This is a genomic window from Pseudomonas sp. ZT5P21, assembly GCF_054897785.1.
Genome location: NZ_CM142705.1, coordinates 2,613,189 through 2,631,625 on the forward strand (window position 1 = coordinate 2,613,189; position 18,437 = coordinate 2,631,625).

The following is an 18,437-nucleotide window of genomic DNA, read 5'->3' on the forward strand; positions in this document are numbered from 1 at the left end:
TGCGCAGAACGCCGGTTCTGCGCAGGTGAAGGCGGATCAGGGAGTCGACGGAGGCGCCGGGTCGAGCTGTCGGCCCAACTGGCAGATCAAATGCGCAATCGAATCGGCATTGCGCAAAATAGTGGCGATGCGCGGCGCTGCATCCACCGGATTTCTGAAGGCGGTTCGTGCGTCGTCCATGGTCTGGCAACCGGTTATTTTGAGGATTTCCCTGCCCACGTGTTCGGCACCATCAATCGAATCCAGGCTGACCCAGGATTGCAACGTGCTGTTCCATCGGGCGAACAGTTCATCCCGCGGAGTAGCCAGGGACAATGCTTCTCGTTGAAACGTCTCCTGGGTCTGTTTCAGGGCTGCGCCCAGGCTGGTTACTGTTGCGATCAGGTCACTGAAGGGTCGCCTTGCTTCGAGATATACAAAATCTTTCGCGCCCGAATATTGGTGAGCGAACTCATGTATCAGGACGGCGGCCTGGGCGTGACCGTCGACATCGAAAGGTTCCGTCAGGAAGGCATCGTACAAATCGAGTTGTTGATCGAAGAATTTTTCGGTGAAGTGCACATGCTTGCGCTTATCGTAATCGACCACGAAGGCGCTCGTGTCAGCCAAGGCCGGCACGATGGAGCCTGTGATAAAACGTTCGGAGTTCCATAATTCGTCGTTTTCATCGACCAGTGCCTTGCAGATGGGAACGATGACTTGTCCTATTTTTTCAAGCAAGTTGGTATCGACCTGGGCTACGTCAAAGAAGGCTCTGAGGAAATTATCCAGCCGCGTTCCTTTTGCAAGGCTTCGAGCCTGCGCCAGATTGTGCAAACTATTGAATGCGTAGTAGCGCGCCATATCGATGGCCTCCACGATCGCGCGGGCCTTGTGCGGGTGGAGGGCGCGGATGTTTGTCATGCCTCGGGCTTCGATATTGAAAACCCGATTGACATCACGGTCTGCCGCATACGCGTTAATCATCTTCGACATGGCCTTGCCGAAATGCACCGTATGGCGGTCCGGATCCAGCGCCAGTTGTTGGCTTGGTGTTTTCACAAGCGAGGGCCCGCTGACCCCGGCCTTATTGATTTGCCAGACAGCACCTGGCTTGGCAACCTCATAGACTTTCCCGGCGACAGGGGCAAAACGCAGCTTGCTGACGGGGTCAACGTACGTGCCTTCGGCGGCCTTTTTGGTCAAGTCCTTCAAGCTCACGGTTGACGCCTCGAAGGGCTGCAATTGGGTACGTGTCGGCGCCGTCGGATTAATCTTTGCCCATTGTGGGTCAGCCACCGGTGTCTTGACGGGTGCGGTTGTGGCCGGCGGTGGTGCGCTGTCGGCCAGATCTTCCAGTGACAATTCCCCCAGCGTCACCATCTGCGCGGCACCGGCAATAAAACGCTCCAGGGCGCGTGTCCAATGATGATCCTGCAAGGCCTCTGCGGAGTCGTCAAAGTCTTCGAAGGCTTGCCACAAAAAACGAACGTAGGCAAGTTTGCCAGGCAAGTGACCGGAGATCAGTTTGATGCCGGAGCTGAACAACTGTTTGGCCGCCTCCCAATCCGACTGGCCGGCGATATGGGACTGACTGCCGAGCATTTGCGCCAACACGCTGGTGTTGTCGCTGAATAACTGCGCGAGCAGATTGCCGTCTATGGGTGTGGACGCGAGGGTAAGTTCACTCAACTCACCGATGCTGGACTGGAGCAGGTTTCTGAACGACGCCTGCTCGCTTTCCGGCAGGCGACGGACGATCAGGTCCTGCAATGCGCCCGGCGTATTGATCGCTGCGACGATGTCCGTCTCGCTTGCGAACTCCGTGAACACCGAGCCCTCGGAGTAGGACGCATACAGGATGTGCGACCCTTGCTTTCCGGTGCCGGGACCGATCAGGTAAAGACCCTTGGCCTGAACGGCGGTGGCGCCAGCTGTCTTGATTATCTCCAGTGGCCTGACGATGGCGTGAGCGCCTGCCACCGTGGACCGGGCAATGGCGTCCGGCATGTCCAGCACCTGGAAAATCAAGTCAAACGCGTTGGCGGACAGCTGTCTTTGCAATTTCAGGGCGTGTGCGTGTTGCAGCAATTGCCAAGGTACCTGTTGAACGAATCGCAACTGTCGGGCGGCAGCGGTGGTGCCTGATAAGGCCTCTGTGACTTGTTTTGCATAATCTCGCGGGATGTTCAGTGACAGTAAAAGCTGTTTCACGGCGGTTTGATTCAGGTCCTCAGGCAGTGTTTGACGGCCAGTGGAACTGACTCGGAATCCCGTTCCCTGAGCAATGTTGATGTGGTTCAAGGCGAATTGAGTCAGGGTTTGTGCAGGCCCTGCCAACGCCAGATTGGGTGTGATCTCAATCATGTCGGGATCAATGGATTCTTTCGGGAAGCGTGCCGTCAGCAAGGTCTTGAGTGTCTGGCGAACGTACTCCTCAACCGTCTGCATCCCGTGCAGGTAGTCCTTATCGTCGGTGACACTGTGGCGATACTGCTCAAGCAGTTCGATGTGCAACTTCTGTTCTTCGACGGGCGCCAAGCCCAGCCAGGCGGGCATGGATTGTCGCTGACTGATGGCCCGGGCGATCAGCGTGGCTCTGGGCAAATTGGTATCGATGACGGTTTTCGTCAACGTTTGAAGCGCCGTGCTTTGTTGAGCATCGGTCAATTTCAAGGCACGCACGTGTTCGCAACGCGCCAGAAAGAGGTCAACGCCGGACTGCACGAGGAACTGCAAGACATCGCCCTCGATCAGCCGCAGTGAATTTAGCGAGTAGCGCCGGTGGTGTTTGCGCTGGATAGGCGAGAGGTTTTCCAGCAGTACCAGGCGTTTGTCAGGATCGAGCAGGCGCAGGTTCAGCTGTTGCCGTGCGCTGGCGACCGTCTCGAAAACTTCCAGCCCCGCCCCGGGTGTCCACAGGATCGCGCGCCCTGAATGCTGAACGTCGAGCCCGCCACGCTCGGTCAACAGAATGCAGTTGGCCAAACGCACAACATCTTTTTCGCCGGCACAATCCAGGACCAGCGAGAAAGCATCCGGGTGAAAACCCCGCACTGCGGGGCGACGATGACGGTCCGGACGTTCCGGGTTGAAGACCGTGTCGACGATGACCCAATCCGCGTTTCGCAATGTGCCTCCCAACTCCCGAAGGGTGGCCTCGCCACGCACGCCTACGGAAAGCGCGTACGACAATCGCGGTTTCATGGACGTCAGGTGATAGCGTTGTAGCGCCGAACTGCCCAGCGGTTGGAGTTCAAACTCTTCGCGGATCAGCCCTTCGACAGATTGAAAAGTCTTTACGAAGCCCGCTGCGGTGTCCCCCAGAACCATGGAGGGTTGTTCTCCCGACAATAGGGGACGGGTACTCCAGCGGCCTTGGTCTTCCTGGGCCAGCAGTCGTTCGTCGATCATGGAGCGTATGTCCAGGGCCTTGTCGAAATAGGCCTGGATATTCACCGCGCCGTCGCTGTGCCGGAAAACCTGAAAGGCGTACTCGGTGTTCTGCAGCTGTTTGGTGATGATTGCTTCGAAGAGTGTGGTGAATATCGAGCCGCTGATCACGGCGCCAGACACGTGCGGCTCATCGAAGCCGATAAATAGACTTCGCTCCTCCAGACTCATGAGGTCATAGAGTTCGTCGTCGTGACCGGCCACGATGGATTTTTTTCGCAGGGTGTCTTTCAGGTCCTGGTAGTCCTTCAGAACCAGTAATCCTTTGGCGGGGGTGTAAAGAAAGGCGTTGGCACTGTCCTGACTGATCATCAGTGAGCCGGCCAATTCTACAGAGTTGGGCTGGTATTCCCACAGGCGCACGGTTTCGAGGACCAGCGTGGGGGACGTTCCCGTCGTCGACTCGATCATCGCGTGTAAGGTACTGCTTTGCTCCGGCGAGATGATCTCGGCTTCGCGCTTGAGTAGCAGGTCTGCACGTGCCTTTTCACGGATGGCCCTGGTAAAGAATGCCCGGCGTGTGGCGCCGTCGACGCTCGCCTCGTTCCAGAAGCGTTGCAGTTGCACGGACAGTTGGCCAATCAGGCTATCGGCAGCGTTCTTGATCGCCGTTTCCCAGTGTTGCTGGTCAGCGGACAGTGGCGTTCTTTGCGGATGAGAAAATTCCGGGCGCAGCCCGGTCGGCCAGCGCTGATGGCGGTAATACGAGAGCAGCGCTTCGCTCATGGACATGGAACTGACCCAGCGCCGAGACGTGGCGCTTTGCGAATCGGTTTCGGTGTAAAAACCGACTTGGGTCCGACGCTGATCCAACCCTGCAAACGTCGGTTTCAGCAGTTGCGCTAGCACCGTATCGAGCAGCGCAACAAGCGTTGGAAGATTCTGAAGTTCGTCGACCATGGCTTGATCATTGAGGCGCTGGTTATTTTCAATGATGGTGCGCTGATCGTCGAATACGTCCCCGTCAATGGTTTCAAAAGTCACTGTGATGTCGGTGGCCGCCGCCAGCGTTTTACGCGCGGACAATGACATGAAGGCCAGCAAACCGTCATCTTCGTCCGCGTCATCGAGCTGACGTTTGATGTCATCGGTCAAAGCGCTGCGTCCGGCAAATTTCTTGATACCTGCGTACGGTGTGTAGAGGATCTCGCCGTTTTCATCAGGCGTTGAGCTCAACACGAAGCAGCCTGCCAAGGGCAGGTACAGCGTGCCAGTGCTGACCAGAATTTTTTCAGCGAGCATCGGCGGGGTCTGTTGATTGCGTAGGGCATGGGTGGCCAGTTTCAGGTGGCTGAACCATTCGAAATCCTTGCGCGTCAACCCATAGGTTTTGCCAAGGTCAGTCCAGTGGCCGGGAGACTCCAGGGCCTGGGGAAAAAACAGTGGGGGAGTGGGTGTAGGCATTGTCGAGTCTCTTGCAGGGCGCAACTGTGAGCGCTGTTTGGTTGAGACTCGAGACTAAGAGCTGCTGGAGCATCGAAGGTGGTAGATAGTTAACGCACCCTCTGCCGGTGGCTGTGCGCGCGGGTTGAGTGGAAAGGTTGACAGGCTGCCGGTCCCGCGTGGTTAATCAGCAGGTCTTCATACGCTGTTGCCCCCTCCAATAATTAGTCTGGAGCTTCAGATGTCTGCGCCACACGATCGTGTATCTACTGTTGTCTCGCAAAACCTGTCCCTCGTTGAGTTGACGGCATTGCTTGAGAAGATTTTCCTGCGTCACGGCACCTCGGCCGACGTCGCTCGCGTGCTGGCAGAAAACTGTGCCGGCGCTGAGCGCGATGGGGCCCACAGCCATGGCGTGTTCCGTATTCCCGGTTACGTGTCGACGCTCAAGAGTGGCTGGGTCAATGGCCAGGCTGTACCGGTGGTGGAGGACGTGGCGTCGGGTTTTGTCCGGGTCGACGCCGGCAACGGTTTCGCCCAACCGGCCCTCGCGGCCGCACGCGCCTTGCTGGTGGAAAAAGCCCGCAGTGCCGGCATTGCGGTGCTGGCGATTCGTAACTCCCATCATTTCGCAGCCTTGTGGCCGGACGTCGAGCCGCTCGCCTATGAAGGGCTGGTGGCCTTGAGCGTGGTCAACAGCATGACCTGCGTGGTGCCGCATGGCGCCGACCGCCCGCTATTCGGCACCAACCCGATTGCTTTCGCGGCCCCGCGGGCCGACGGTGATCCGATTGTCTTCGACCTGGCCACCAGCGCCATCGCCCATGGCGATGTGCAAATCGCCGCGCGTAAGGGCGAACGCCTGCCAGCGGGCATGGGGGTGGACGGCCTCGGCCAGCCGACCCAGGACCCGAAGGCGATTCTTGAAGGCGGTGCATTGCTGCCGTTTGGCGGGCACAAAGGTTCGGCGCTGTCGATGATGGTGGAGCTGCTGGCGGCGGCGTTGACCGGTGGCAACTTCTCGTTCGAGTTCGACTGGAAAAACCACCCAGGGGCCAAGACGCCGTGGACCGGCCAACTGTTGATCGTGATCGACCCGAGCAAGGCGGCCGGGCAGAACTTTGCCGAGCGCAGCCAGGAACTGGTGCGGCAGATGCATGGCGTGGGGCTTAAACGGTTACCGGGGGATCGACGTCATTATCAGCGGGAGAAGTCGCAAGCCAATGGGATCGCGCTGGATGCCCAGACGTTGACGAATTTGCAGGAATTGGCCGGGCTAGGTTAAACGCAAACAATGTGGGAGCGGGCTTGCTCGCGAAGAGGGAGTGTCAGTCGACATCATTGTTGCCTGATATACCGCCTTCGCGAGCAAGCCCGCTCCCACAGTGATTGCATTTCACGACGAGATTATTTGTTGGCAGTGATTAACGACGGCCCAGCAACAAGCCGACGACCAAACCGAAACCGGCGGAAATTGCCACGGTCTGCCACGGATGACCGCCAATGTAGGTTTCAGTGGCTTCGACCGCAGGCAGGGTCCGGTCGCGAACACGGCTGACCGAATCCCGTGCCTGTTGGAGTTTCTGGGCGATTTGTCCGCGTAGCGTATCGGCTTCTTCACCGACCAGCGACGCACTGCTCTTGAGCAGCTTTTCCGACTCTTCGATCAACGCATGAAGTTCGCTGAACGCCTGATCCTTGATTTGATCTTCGGCGACTTGCGCGCGGGTTTTCCGGGCCATTGGTGACTCCTTGCAAATGAAATGGTCAGTGAACAATGGAGTCTGCCGCGACGGAAAAAGTTGCAGCGATTTCCCCTGCGGACGCCATCCTGTAGAAAAATCCAGCGCAGGACATTTCTTCCTACAGTGTAAGATGTCGCCAATTTTACGCAGCAGGAAATTCCCCATGAGCTTCAATCTGGCCGACAAATCCCTTGCCGAGCGCGCGGCGCTTGAAGACGAGAAATCCCGTCTGTTCGAACTCTGGCAAAACAACCTCGGCAAAGCCAAAGGCGAAGCCGCGCGGTTGTTCGGTGAGCGCGCCAAACGCAAAGGCAAATGGGCCGAGTGGGTCCGTTCCGAACTCGACGGCATGTCGCCCCCTGAATTCGCGAACATGGTGCGCAGTGAAGTCAATCGATTGATGACCGCCAAGTAAAGTCGGCTTCACGCAAAGCTCGCGACAATCGCCTCACGCACTTTCAACACCACCGGATCGAGCTGCGTACGGGTGCGCCAGCCCAGTTCGATCGGGTAACGCGGCAACGCCAACGGGCAAGGCAGCAGCGCCAGGCCGCTGAGCGCTGCAATGCTTCGGGCGGCATGCGCCGGAATGGTCGCCACCGCCTGACTGCCCGCCTTCCCCCAATACCTGACGACTCAGCAATCGTTCGGCAAACCCGCCGGCGTGATCCCCAGATCGATGCTGCGCTCCATCAGCGTGATCGTCGGCCCGATGGGCGACATTCCGGCCGGGCCGCTGCGTGGCGTTGCCGGTTTACTGACCGCTGAAATAGACACCGACGACCTGATTCGCGCGCGTTACGACTACGATGTCGTCGGCCACTACGCACGACCGGACGTGTTCGAACTGACCGTAGATGAACGCGCCAAACCTGGCGTTAAATTCAACACTTGATCAATGTGGGAGCGGGTTTGCTTGCGAATGCAATCTGACATTCAACATTCTCGTTGAATGCTGAGCCGCCTTCGCGAGCAAGCCCGCTCCCACAATTGATCTTCAGCGTTGCCGTAACCACTCTTGATAAGTGATTTCCCAGATTTCCCTGGGAAATCGCCCGCCGACAAAATCACCTTCATCAGTTCGGATCAAGCGCATGCCGGTCCGTTCCGAAAGTTTGCGCGAACCGATATTGGGCGCTGCTTTTGGTACACGCAGGACTGTTTGCCCAAGGGTTTCGAACCAGTATTCGGTCACGGCGGCACTGGCTTCACTCATCAAACCCTGACCTTGCCATGGCGGGCCTAGCCAAAATCCGCGGTTGTTGTCCTGTTCATCCATCAAGCTGACATTGCCGATCAACTGTTGCGGCGCTGACTTCAACCGCATCGACCAGTGCCACTCTTTGCCCGCAGCAATCGCCGGCAATGCGATATCACGCAAATAGGTCAGGGCACCGTCAGCGGGATAAGGCCAAGGCACGAGCGCGTTCAGATACTGCACCACTTCCCAGTGCGGGAACTGTTGCTGAATGTCATCGGCCAGTTTCAGCGGGCGCAATATCAGGCGTTCGGTGTAGAGGGTGGGTAGGGCGTCCATGGTTGTGTGGCTCCTTGACAGGGTTTACAAAGTGCCGGTCACCGCCCCCGGCAAACTGAGCTTGCCACTGTCGGTGAAGCGCATCGTACCGAACAAGCCGCCCGCCAGTTTGCCGCGCAATACATACGGCAGGTTGTTCAGCGTTTGGGTCTGGCTCAGGCCCAGTGTCTGACGCAACACCGAGAACGCCGAAACGCTGACCGGTACGGTCAGCACCGTCTCGGAAAAGCGCGCAATGGAGCCCGACTGATCACTGACGCCGGAGGCAAGCGGCTGACCGTTGACTGCCAGGTCCAGGGCCACGCCGTTGTAGTCGATGGCGGTTTCATTGGGATTCTGCACGCGGATTTTCACCGCGAAACGCACTTCCATGTCCTGACTCTGCAGCGGTTGGAAACCGACCACGTTGATGTTCAATGGGTCACGATTGGGCAACAGCGCGCAGGCGCTCAGGGACAACAAAAGGAGGGAAAGGACAAAGGCGTGAATACGGCGCATGGACATGCTCTCTTGAAGAAAAGGATGAACCACGGATGGCTCGGCCTTGAGCCTGTCTAACGGTTCAACTGTGCGACAACCGCAGGTGGGGCGGGTTCACCTTTGGCCAGGATATCCGGGTTTTACATTCTTCCGGCAGGGAAATATTCAGCACGATAGCGCACAACGCGCCGACGGTGATTGGCGATTCGAAATGCTGTGCAGCGCTTTAGCCATTGGCGATGGAAATGTCGATCGTTAGTGCACGGTCAAATGTGGGAGCGGCGGTGCGACGATTCGACTTGCTCGCACCGCCGCTCCCACATTTCGATCTGCGTCAGGCTACCGGGATCATCGGTAGGTCGAGGGTTTCACCCCCGCTAAACCGTGAAAATGAACCGGCAATCGATTCATGCGGTACACCCTTCGCCACTTCACTAACGCTATCCAGCCGCGACACTTGCTCTGCACTCAACTGCACATTCAAAGCCCCCAACGTCGCATCCAGCTGCTCACGCGTGCGTGAACCCAGAATCGGAATCAGCGCCGTCGTCGAGCGGTTGGCTTTTTCCCGCAGCCAGGCAATGGCCACGTGCGTCGGGCTGGCGCCCAGCTCCGTCGCGACGGCGAGCAAGGTGTCGAGCAGGGCAGTTTCGCGGGCACTTTTCTCGGCGTGCACCAGCATGCCCAGTTTAGCGGCGCGATTGTTCTCGTCGCTTGAGCGGTATTTGCCGGTCAGGAACCCGCCACCCAGCGGCGACCATAAGGTCGCGGCCAGCCCCAACGCTTCGGCCATCGGCAGTTGCTCACGTTCGGCTGTGCGCTCGGCGAGGCTGTACTCGACCTGAATGGCGGCAATCGGCGCAAAACCGCGAACTTCGGCCAGCAGGTCCGCCCGGGCGATGCGCCACGCCGGGAAGTTCGACAGGCCGGCGTAATGAATCTTGCCGGCACGCACCAGGTCATCGAAACCACGCAGGATCTCTTCCATGGGCGTGACACCGTCGCTCATGTGCGCCCAGAAGAGGTCGATGTGATCGGTCTTGAGCCGTGTCAGGCTTTCTTCCACGGCGCGAACCATGTTTTTGCGGTTGTTGCCGGTGTGGGAAATGCCCGCAGCGGGCGTAGTCCCCAAGGTGTATTTGGTGGCGATGACCAGGCGATCGCGCTCCGGGGTGATGAACTCGCTGAGCATGGCTTCCGACTGGCCACCCTGATAGCCGTTGGCGGTGTCGATGAAATTGCCGCCGGCCTCCAGATAGCCATCGAACATGCGTTTGGCTTCATCGCGCTCGGCGCCATGGCCCCAACCCGTACCAAAGTTGCCGGCGCCCAGCGCCAGTTCCGAGACCCGCAAGCCGGTTTTTCGGCCAAATACTTTGTAATGCATGGGATGACTCCTGAAGGAAAGGCGCGGCAACCGAATATAGATGTCGTGCGACATTCAAATAAGATGATACCGCTCATGTATTTCGTCAAGGTCCTGTTTCATGCGCGGTGAAAGTCGACCGATCCCGGCGAACTTGGAGATTCCGAGCCTACGCTCTACCGCGACATTGCGGAACTCACCGCACTCGGCGCCGATCTACGGCGAGGCGCGGAGTCCAGTGTTTCGTCTGAACGATCAGGGCAAGACCACCCGACTGGACATTTCACTGTAGAGGCCGCGTCGCGATGGCATACTGCCGCGCATGAATGTCGACTCTCCATTAAGTGCCTGGCAACACGCCATCGAACAGAAGGGCTTCGTCCAGGACGAAGCCCAGGAACATGCTGTCTGGGCGTTGCAAAAATGCCATGAAGCGCTGCATGAAGGTCGCGCGCCGGTGACCGGCGTTTACCTCTGGGGCCCCGTCGGGCGGGGCAAGACCTGGTTGATGGACCAGTTTTACCAAAGCCTGCAGGTCCCGGCCCGACGCCAGCACTTTCATCACTTCATGAGTTGGGTGCATCAGCGCTCGTTTCAGCTGACCGGCACCGCCGACCCGCTGAAAGCGCTGGCGCGGGAACTGAGCGAGGACGTGCGCGTGCTGTGTTTCGATGAGCTATTCGTCAACGATATCGGCGACGCAATCATTCTCGGACGCTTGTTTCAGGAGATGTTCGATGAGGGTGTAGTGGTGGTCTGCACTTCCAATCAGCCGCCGGACCTGCTGTACGCCGATGGTTTCAACCGTGACCGCTTCGTGCCGGCCATCGAGGCGATCAAGCGGCACATGCAGGTGATAGCGGTGGATGGCGGCGAAGATCATCGCCTGCATCCCGGCGCCGGGTTGCAACGCTATTGGGTTGCCGCGCCCCGCCAGCCCGGTGCGCTGGGCGATGTCTTCAAGGCGTTGACCGCCGGGCAGTCGGTTTCCCGTGAGCCGATCAAGGTGGGTTACCGTTCACTCAACGTGGTGCAGGCCAGCGAAACCGTCGTCTGGAGTCGCTACGCCGACCTCTGCGAGCAACCCTTTGCCGCCATGGATTTCATGGCCCTGTGTGACACCTACAAGGCTATTCTGTTGAGTGACGTGCCCAACCTCAGCGCACAAAAGCGCGAAGGACGCATCGCTCGGGGCACCGAAGACGGTGTCGAACGAGTGGTGGCGGGCGACCGCCAATTGCCGCAGTTGTCGGTGCATGACGACGGTGTGCGGCGTTTCATCGCGTTGGTGGACGAATGCTACGACCGCAAAGTGCCGTTGTACCTTGAAGCGCAGGTGCCGATGGAATCGCTCTACACCGAAGGTTATCTGGAATTCCCGTTCCGCCGCACCCTCAGCCGATTACAGGAAATGCAGCTGCAACGTTTCGCCGACGCTTGAATTCAAGGAGCCGCGAACATGAATCAGCCCTTGTCCCATCATTTGCTGACCATGGCCTATCAAAACGCTTGGGCCAACCATCGACTGGCCAAGGCCTGGGGGCCGTTGAGTCCCGAGGACCTTGCGGCGCCACGGGTCAGTTTCTTCCCCAGTCTGCGTGCGACCCTCAATCACATCCTGACTTGCGACTGGTTTTACGTGGATGCGCTGGAGCGGGAGTTGCGTGGGGATGCACCGCATCCCGAGTGCCAGGTATTTTTCACCGAAGACGAACCGTTCACCCACGCCATGGACCTCAAGCTCGAACAAGCCCACGTAGACCGTCGGCTGATTGCCTACTGCGAGCAACTGCGTGACGCGGACCTGGGCAAGATCGTGACGATCGCCCGGGACACGCCGCAACACGACAGTCGCTTGCGCTTGCTGTCGCACCTGTTCGAGCACCAGATTCATCACCGTGGGCAGATTCACGCAATGCTCAGCGGAACTTCGATCGCGCCGCCACAACTGGACGAGTTTTTCTGTGCCGGTGAGTCGGGCCTGCGAGCTGCGGATTTCGCCGAACTGGGATGGACCGAAGCGCTGATCTGGGGCACTTCAGTTTAAAGATTGCCAGATGAAGATGCTGCAAAAGGTCGAAGAAATCGCCCGTCAGCGTGGTTGCTGCAAAATCACCCTGGAAGTGCTGTAAGGCAATGCGGTGGCCCAGTCCTCCTACGCCAAATTCGGCTTCAGCGCCGGCATGTTCGATCCGGAGCATGGCCGGATGTTGTTCTGGACCAAGGCGCTGTAGGCGCCGCAGGAAAAACTGTAGGAGCGAGCTTGCTCGCGATGGTTGTTAACGGAGACGCGTGTTTGCGGGGTAAACGCGGCGTTCTGAAGTCCATCGCGAGCAAGCTCGCTCCTACAATAGATAGGCATCAGCCTATCAACGCTTGTAGTGCTCGGTCACCTGCGCCGTTTGATCGTCCGGAACCCGGACTTCGGCGGTTTGCCGGCTTTGATTCTCCTGTTGGCTGAGTCGCAGGCTTTCGTAGTAATAACGCATGCGTTCGGCGCCACCTTCGGCAAATGCGCTAGCCGAAACGAACGTCATCAGGCCAGCAACGATCAGGGGTGTACGTTTCATGGTTCGCCTCCCAAAACGGATATCGGGTGCCTTTCATCCATGAAGCAATGTCGCAAGGCAATTATCTGCCGATTCCGTTAAATGGGAATGACCCGCGGGCGAAGGGCGCAGAGAAAAGGGGCCGGAACCGGCCCCTGAGGGGAATTACTTCAGGACGACGCCCGCAGTGTCAGGCTTCACCTTGGGTTTGATCAGGCTGAAGTCGATCAAAGCCTTCTGCTCACGCTCATAAGGATTGCCGATCATCAGAGGGCGCGGTTTGAAACTGTCGCTGACCAGACTCTTGCTGCGATCGAGCTCATCGAAACTCAGCCCCGCCAGATCGGCCCAGGTATGGATCAGGTGCGAGCTGCTGTAAGGCCGCCCCAGATCCTGGGCGAAACTCCAGTCATGGCTTTCGCGCCACTTCGGCGAGGCCCAGGCCATGAACGGAATGGTGTACATCGGCGCCGTTGGTTTGGCCTCATTGCGGCCCAGGGTGTTATGGCCAGCCGAATCGAAAACGTCTTCACCGTGGTCGGAGAGGTACAGCAGGAAACCGTTGGGATCGGACTTGGCGTAGTCCTTGATCAAACTCGAGACCACGAAGTCGTTGTACAGCACCGCGTTGTCATAGCTGTTGTAGGTTGGCAGTTGATCGTCGCGCACACCGGCAGGAACACCGTTGCGGTCCTTGAATGTGTCGAATGTCGACGGATAGCGGTACTGGTAGCTCATGTGCGTACCGAGCAAGTGCACGACGATCAACTTGCGCGGCGCCGCGTCAGCCAGGGCCTTGTTGAACGGCTCGATCACATCGCCATCGTACTGGGCGGCATTCTGATTACGGTTGTTGTTCAGGTACACCTGCTCGTCGGCCTGCTCGGAGAACGTCGTGAGCATGGTGTTGCGCTTGGTCATGGTCTGCTGGTTGGTGATCCAGAAGGTCTTGTAGCCGGCCTGTTTCATCATGCTGACCAGCGACGGAGTCGACAGGTATAGGTCCGGGTTTTCTTCATCGGCGAAGGTCAGCACCTGCTGCAACGCCTCGATGGTGTAGGGGCGCGGGGTGATGACGTTATCGAAGACCGCCAGTTGATCCTTGAGTTTGTCCAGTTCCGGGGTGGTTTCACGCGGGTAGCCGTAGAGGCTCATGCGTTGACGGTTGGTGGATTCACCGATCACCAACACCAGGGTGGCCGGCTGGTTGGCCGAGGCATCCTTGAAGTTGTGCAGCGGAGGAATCTTGCTCGCGCTGTCGAGCATGTCCTGCATGCCGGCGAGGGTGTCGAGGTAACGGTGATAGGCCACTGCCATCTGCCACGGCACTGCCGGTTCGATGCGGGTTTCGAATTTTTCGAAGCCGCCGGCGAGGCTGCCGGTGCGGGCAGTCTGTTTGATCATCGGATACCCGACCACGGCCACCAGAATGGCCGTCGCCGCCACCAGTGCGCGACCGCGGGGCATGTACACCGGGCGTAACCGCGTCCACAGGAAATACGCGAACAGGGTGTGGGCAAGGAACGCCGCCACCATCCACCAGGCGAAATACTGGGTCATGTATTCGCCCGCTTCAGAGATGTTCGACTCGAACATGATGAAGATGACGCTTTGGGAAAATTCCTGCTGATAGATGAAGAAGTAACCCAGGCTGGCCATGGAGCAGGCCCACAGCACCAGGCCGATCAGCGCGGCCAATACACGGGTTTGTCGGGGAAACAGCAGCATCGGCGCCAGCCAGATGGCGCTCATTACGAAGGCCTGGCGGAACCCGGTAAAACCGGAGGTGCCGGTCAACTGGATCAGCAGTTGGGTGATGCCGGAAAAATACCAGAAGAACAGGAACAGCCAGAGAAGCCCGGCCCAATCGAAACCTTTCGCAGACGAATTGCTGCTGCGTTGAAACAAAGCCATTGCGCGCTCCAGCCAGTATCACTTTCTACCGCCGGGACTGGAAGATCGCCGACGAACAGGCGCCGCGCGGATACCGGGCGGCCATAACGGGCCGGAGTATCAACAGGAACGTGTGAAAGTTTTGTGAGCTGCGAGGGCGGGCGAATCGGGTGTCGTATCGGAAACAGCGCGGGGCTGCTTCCGATTCAGGCGAGGGGATCAGGCGTGGGGAGTACGAAGTCTGACTGGCATTGGCTGAGCCTGGATTCCTTGCGTCAGCAGGCGTAACTGCTCGACTTCCTGCTTGAGCTGGTCGCGCTCGTCTTTCAACTGGCGCAATTCATCACGACGGATCGTGACATAAAGGGTTTGTGCTGGCCGTGCTGCTTGTACTGTGCCCATTGCTCACCTCGCAAATGGCTGTCTCAACTGTAAATCTGCTCCGACGTCGGAGCTAATTTACTATCGGCACCAATTTTGATTTCTTTTGCCCTGGAAGGGAACTTTTTTATTTTTTATGGTCGTTGTGCCTTCGGCACGATTCGCGACGTTATCAGTCAGGATCGGGCACAATGCCCGGAAACTATGTGCCAACGCTCTGGACTAACCCTCATTAGTCGCGTTGGGCTATAACCTTTGACACACTTTTATTTGTAGTAGGGAGCATCAGCACATGCAACTCGGGATTATCGGACTGGGCCGCATGGGCGGCAATATTGCGCGGCGCCTGATGCTCAACGGGCATACCACCGTTGTTTACGACCGCAATACCGCCTTCGTCGATACCTTGGCCGCCGAAGGCGCCAAAGGTGTCATCGACCTCCCAGCCCTGGTCGCTGGCCTGGCCAAACCACGAGCGGTGTGGGTCATGCTGCCGGCAGGCGCACCGACCGAAGACACCATCGACACCCTGAGCACCTTGCTCGAACCTGGCGACACGATCATCGACGGTGGCAACACCTACTATAAGGATGACATCCGCCGGGCGAAAACCCTGTCGGAAAAAGGCCTGCACTACGTCGACGTCGGCACCTCCGGCGGCGTCTGGGGCCTGGAACGGGGTTACTGCATGATGATCGGCGGCGAAGCCGAGGTGGTTAAACGCCTTGATCCGCTGTTCGAAAGCCTGGCCCCGGGCCTGGGCGACATCCCTCGCACCAAGGACCGCAAGTCGGACGATGACCGCGCTGAACGCGGTTACATTCACAGCGGCCCCGCAGGTTCGGGCCATTTCGTGAAGATGATCCACAACGGCATTGAATACGGGATGATGCAGGCCTTCGCTGAAGGCTTCGACATCCTCAAGACCAAGGCCAGCGAAAACCTGCCGCAAGACCAGCGCTTCGAGCTGAACGTCGCTGATATCGCCGAAGTCTGGCGCCGTGGCAGCGTGGTGTCATCGTGGTTGCTCGACCTGACCGCAGACGCTCTGGCCAGCGATCCGAAACTCGAGGGGTACTCAGGCTCGGTGGCGGACAGCGGTGAAGGTCGCTGGACCATCGAAGCCGCCATGGAGCAATCAGTGCCCGTACCGGTGCTGTCGAACTCGCTGTTCTCCCGCTACCGTTCGCGCGGACAAGGCACTTTTGGCGACAAGATTCTCTCGGCCCAGCGCTTCGGCTTCGGTGGCCACGTGGAGACTTCGAAAAAATGACCCGATTGATCCGCAATAAATCCAAGGCAGAACCTGCACCACCGACCACGCTGTTCCTGTTCGGTGCCCATGGTGACCTGGTCAAGCGCTTGCTGATGCCGGCGCTGTACAACCTGAGTCGCGACGGTCTGCTTGGAGATGGACTGCGGATCATCGGCGTTGACCACAACGCCATCTCCGATGAGGCCTTTGCGCAGAAGCTCGAAGATTTCATTCGGGCCGAAGTGGCGAGCAAGGTCGGCAAGGGCGATCAAGCCCTTGATCCGCAGTTGTGGGCCAAACTGGCCAAAGGCATCAGCTACGTCCAGGGCGACTTCCTGGACAACAGCACGTATCAGGCGCTGGCGGCGAAAATCGCTGCCAGCGGCACTGGCAACGCGGTGTTTTATCTGGCCACGGCGCCACGTTTCTTCAGCGAAGTGGTGCGGCGTCTCGGCGCCGCCGGTTTGCTGCAAGAGACACCGGACGCCTTCAGAAGGGTGGTGATCGAAAAACCGTTCGGCTCCGACCTGCAAACGGCTGAAGCCTTGAACGCGTGCTTGCTCAAGGTGATGACGGAAAACCAGATCTATCGGATCGATCACTATCTGGGCAAGGAAACCGTGCAGAACATTCTGATCAGCCGGTTCTCCAACAGCTTGTTCGAAGCTTTCTGGAATAATCATTACATCGACCACGTACAGATCACCGCCGCCGAAACCGTCGGCGTGGAGACCCGTGGCAGTTTTTATGAGCACACCGGCGCCCTGCGGGACATGGTGCCTAATCACCTGTTTCAGCTGTTGGCAATGGTGGCGATGGAACCACCTGCGGCCTTTGGTGCCGATGCTGTTCGCGGCGAGAAAGCCAAAGTGGTCGGGGCGATTCGCCCTTGGTCCACCGAAGATGCACGGGCCAATTCGGTGCGCGGCCAATACGCCGCCGGCGAGGTCGACGGCAAGTTGTTGCCGGGTTATCGCCAGGAAAACAACGTATCACCCGACAGCACGACCGAAACCTATGTCGCGCTCAAAGTCATGATCGACAACTGGCGCTGGGTCGGCGTGCCGTTTTACTTGCGCACCGGCAAACGCATGAGCGTGCGCGACACTGAGATCGTCATCTGCTTCAAACCGGCGCCCTACGCGCAGTTTCGCGATACCGAGGTTGATGAGCTGCAACCGACCTATCTGCGGATCCAGATTCAACCCAACGAAGGCATGTGGTTCGACCTGTTGGCCAAGCGGCCAGGCCCGGCGTTGAAAATGGCCAATATCGAACTGGGTTTTGCCTACAAGGATTTCTTTGAAATGCAGCCGTCCACCGGCTACGAAACCCTGATTTACGATTGCCTGACGGGCGATCAAACGCTGTTCCAGCGCGCCGACAACATCGAGAACGGTTGGCGTGCCGTACAGCCGTTCCTCGATGCCTGGCAGCAGAACGCGGATGTGCAGACTTACGCGGCGGGTGAAGACGGACCACCGGCGGCAGAGGATCTGCTGACTCGCGACGGTCGCGTCTGGCACGGCCTCGGATGAGTGAGGTAACGCAACACTCCATCCGTTTTCTGCTCAGTGACATGGACGGCACGTTGTTGCTGCCGGACCACAGTCTCAGTCAGCGCACTATCGAAGCCGTTCGTTCGTTACGCGAGGCGGGCGTGTTGTTCAGCCTCGCCACTGGCCGGCCGCCGAAAGCTATGTTGCAGCAGATCGAAGCCTTGGGCGTCGATCTGCCCACGGCAGCATTCAATGGCGGCACGATCGTCAATCCCGATGGCAGTTTGCTGGTCGCGCATTACTTGCCGGCCACGGCAGCGCTGATCACGCTGACGCAGTTCGCCGATCTGCCGGACATTGAAGTGTGGGTGTTCAGCGGTGGCGACTGGCTGGTGAAAGACCCGATCGGACCGATGGTTCCTCGGGAGCAGCATGGCCTGGGGTATCCACCGGTGGTGGTGGAGAGTTTCGAACCGTATCTGGAACACATCGACAAGATCGTCGCAACGAGCAATAACGCGCAGTTGTTGATTGAGCTGGAGGCGCAGTTGCTGCCCAAGGTCGAGGGCCAGGCTCAGGTGTCGCGGTCGCAACCGATTTACCTGGACGTGACCGCGATGCAAGCCAACAAGGGCGTGGCGCTGGCAACTCTGGCCGAGCTTCTCGGTGTGCCGCTGGAGCAGACGGCTGCCATGGGCGATGGCGGCAATGACCCCGCCATGTTTCACCGCGCGGGCTTGTCGATCGCGATGGGGCAGGCGGAAGAGGCGGTGAAGCGTCAGGCTGATGTGGTGACCGGGGCCAACACGGAAGACGGCGCGGCGCAGGCGATCGAGCGATTCATCCTCCCTGGATGACAACGCCGCTCCCACATTTTTAATCGGTGTTTACAGCCAGAAACTCACGGCAGACCAGCG

Annotated in this window: 15 protein-coding genes and 3 pseudogenes; 9 read left to right on the forward strand and 9 right to left on the reverse strand. The window is 58.7% G+C overall.

Annotation, left to right across the window (positions count from 1 at the left end):
- Nucleotides 1-36: 36 nt before the first annotated feature.
- Complete coding sequence (locus ACYZT9_RS12285; RefSeq protein ID WP_462010013.1) at nt 37-4,836, reverse strand: dermonecrotic toxin domain-containing protein; 4,800 nt, start codon at nt 4,834-4,836, stop codon at nt 37-39.
- 220 nt (nt 4,837-5,056) lie between these two features.
- Between ACYZT9_RS12285 and ACYZT9_RS12290 the strand changes: the two genes are divergently transcribed.
- On the forward strand, nt 5,057-6,100 hold the full coding sequence (locus ACYZT9_RS12290) for an Ldh family oxidoreductase (protein ID WP_462010014.1): 1,044 nt from the start codon (nt 5,057-5,059) through the stop codon (nt 6,098-6,100).
- Nucleotides 6,101-6,239: 139 nt separating this feature from the next.
- On the opposite strand, the gene ACYZT9_RS12295 is transcribed toward ACYZT9_RS12290, so the two are convergent.
- Nucleotides 6,240-6,557, reverse strand: coding sequence for an ElaB/YgaM/YqjD family protein (locus ACYZT9_RS12295; protein ID WP_462010015.1), 318 nt, complete (start codon nt 6,555-6,557; stop codon nt 6,240-6,242).
- Nucleotides 6,558-6,723: 166 nt separating this feature from the next.
- Between ACYZT9_RS12295 and ACYZT9_RS12300 the strand changes: the two genes are divergently transcribed.
- Entirely contained in the window at nt 6,724-6,975 is a 252-nt protein-coding gene (locus ACYZT9_RS12300; RefSeq protein ID WP_462010016.1) for a hypothetical protein, read from the forward strand.
- Between the two features lie 8 nt (nt 6,976-6,983).
- On the opposite strand, the pseudogene ACYZT9_RS12305 reads toward ACYZT9_RS12300, so the two are convergent.
- Nucleotides 6,984-7,256: pseudogene (locus ACYZT9_RS12305) on the reverse strand (LysR family transcriptional regulator); the annotation flags it as partial.
- Here ACYZT9_RS12305 and ACYZT9_RS12310 point away from each other — a divergent pair.
- Nucleotides 7,252-7,455, forward strand: a pseudogene (locus ACYZT9_RS12310) (carbon-nitrogen hydrolase family protein); the annotation flags it as partial. The pseudogenes ACYZT9_RS12305 and ACYZT9_RS12310 overlap by 5 nt on opposite strands.
- Nucleotides 7,456-7,557: 102 nt before the next feature.
- Here ACYZT9_RS12310 and ACYZT9_RS12315 read toward each other — a convergent pair.
- The 3 genes from ACYZT9_RS12315 to ACYZT9_RS12325 all read right to left on the reverse strand — a co-directional run bounded on the left by ACYZT9_RS12315 (nt 7,558) and on the right by ACYZT9_RS12325 (nt 9,964).
- Nucleotides 7,558-8,097: a GNAT family N-acetyltransferase gene (locus ACYZT9_RS12315; RefSeq protein WP_462010017.1), complete on the reverse strand. Its 540-nt coding sequence runs from the start codon at nt 8,095-8,097 to the stop codon at nt 7,558-7,560.
- Between the two features lie 24 nt (nt 8,098-8,121).
- Nucleotides 8,122-8,595 carry an LEA/WHy family protein gene (locus ACYZT9_RS12320; RefSeq protein ID WP_462010018.1) on the reverse strand — a complete coding sequence of 158 codons (474 nt, stop codon included), beginning with the start codon at nt 8,593-8,595 and terminating at the stop codon, nt 8,122-8,124.
- A gap of 316 nt (nt 8,596-8,911) precedes the next feature.
- Nucleotides 8,912-9,964 carry an aldo/keto reductase gene (locus tag ACYZT9_RS12325; protein WP_462010019.1) on the reverse strand — a complete coding sequence of 351 codons (1,053 nt, stop codon included), beginning with the start codon at nt 9,962-9,964 and terminating at the stop codon, nt 8,912-8,914.
- Between the two features lie 301 nt (nt 9,965-10,265).
- On the opposite strand from ACYZT9_RS12325, the gene zapE reads away from it, so the two are divergent.
- The 3 genes and pseudogenes from zapE to ACYZT9_RS12340 form a co-directional block, all read left to right on the forward strand.
- Nucleotides 10,266-11,384, forward strand: coding sequence for a cell division protein ZapE (gene zapE / locus ACYZT9_RS12330; protein ID WP_462010020.1), 1,119 nt, complete (start codon nt 10,266-10,268; stop codon nt 11,382-11,384).
- An 18-nt stretch (nt 11,385-11,402) separates the two neighbouring features.
- The gene (locus tag ACYZT9_RS12335) at nt 11,403-11,990 is read left to right on the forward strand and encodes a DinB family protein (protein WP_462010021.1); all 588 of its coding nucleotides are present in this window, start codon (nt 11,403-11,405) and stop codon (nt 11,988-11,990) included.
- 13 nt (nt 11,991-12,003) lie between these two features.
- A pseudogene (locus tag ACYZT9_RS12340) lies at nt 12,004-12,177 on the forward strand (GNAT family N-acetyltransferase); the annotation flags it as partial.
- Nucleotides 12,178-12,312: 135 nt separating this feature from the next.
- Here ACYZT9_RS12340 and ACYZT9_RS12345 read toward each other — a convergent pair.
- The 3 genes from ACYZT9_RS12345 to ACYZT9_RS12355 form a co-directional block, all read right to left on the reverse strand.
- Nucleotides 12,313-12,513 (reverse strand): hypothetical protein, encoded by a 201-nt coding sequence (locus ACYZT9_RS12345; RefSeq protein ID WP_462010022.1) that lies wholly within the window; start codon nt 12,511-12,513, stop codon nt 12,313-12,315.
- Between the two features lie 144 nt (nt 12,514-12,657).
- Nucleotides 12,658-14,406, reverse strand: a complete 1,749-nt coding sequence (locus ACYZT9_RS12350; RefSeq protein ID WP_462010023.1) for a phosphoethanolamine transferase CptA — start codon at nt 14,404-14,406, stop codon at nt 12,658-12,660.
- 198 nt (nt 14,407-14,604) lie between these two features.
- Complete coding sequence (locus ACYZT9_RS12355; protein ID WP_462010024.1) at nt 14,605-14,787, reverse strand: DUF6026 family protein; 183 nt, start codon at nt 14,785-14,787, stop codon at nt 14,605-14,607.
- A gap of 271 nt (nt 14,788-15,058) precedes the next feature.
- On the opposite strand from ACYZT9_RS12355, the gene gnd reads away from it, so the two are divergent.
- The 3 genes from gnd to ACYZT9_RS12370 are packed head-to-tail and all read left to right on the forward strand — an operon-like array spanning nt 15,059 to nt 18,377.
- Nucleotides 15,059-16,039, forward strand: a complete 981-nt coding sequence (gene gnd / locus ACYZT9_RS12360; protein ID WP_462010025.1) for a phosphogluconate dehydrogenase (NAD(+)-dependent, decarboxylating) — start codon at nt 15,059-15,061, stop codon at nt 16,037-16,039.
- A complete protein-coding gene (gene zwf, locus ACYZT9_RS12365) occupies nt 16,036-17,559 on the forward strand; it encodes a glucose-6-phosphate dehydrogenase (RefSeq protein ID WP_462010026.1) in 1,524 nt (507 codons plus the stop codon). The genes gnd and zwf overlap by 4 nt, the downstream gene beginning before the upstream one ends.
- Nucleotides 17,556-18,377: an HAD family hydrolase gene (locus ACYZT9_RS12370; protein WP_462010027.1), complete on the forward strand. Its 822-nt coding sequence runs from the start codon at nt 17,556-17,558 to the stop codon at nt 18,375-18,377. Before zwf ends, ACYZT9_RS12370 begins: the two co-directional genes overlap by 4 nt.
- The last annotated feature ends 60 nt before the right edge of the window (nt 18,378-18,437 follow it).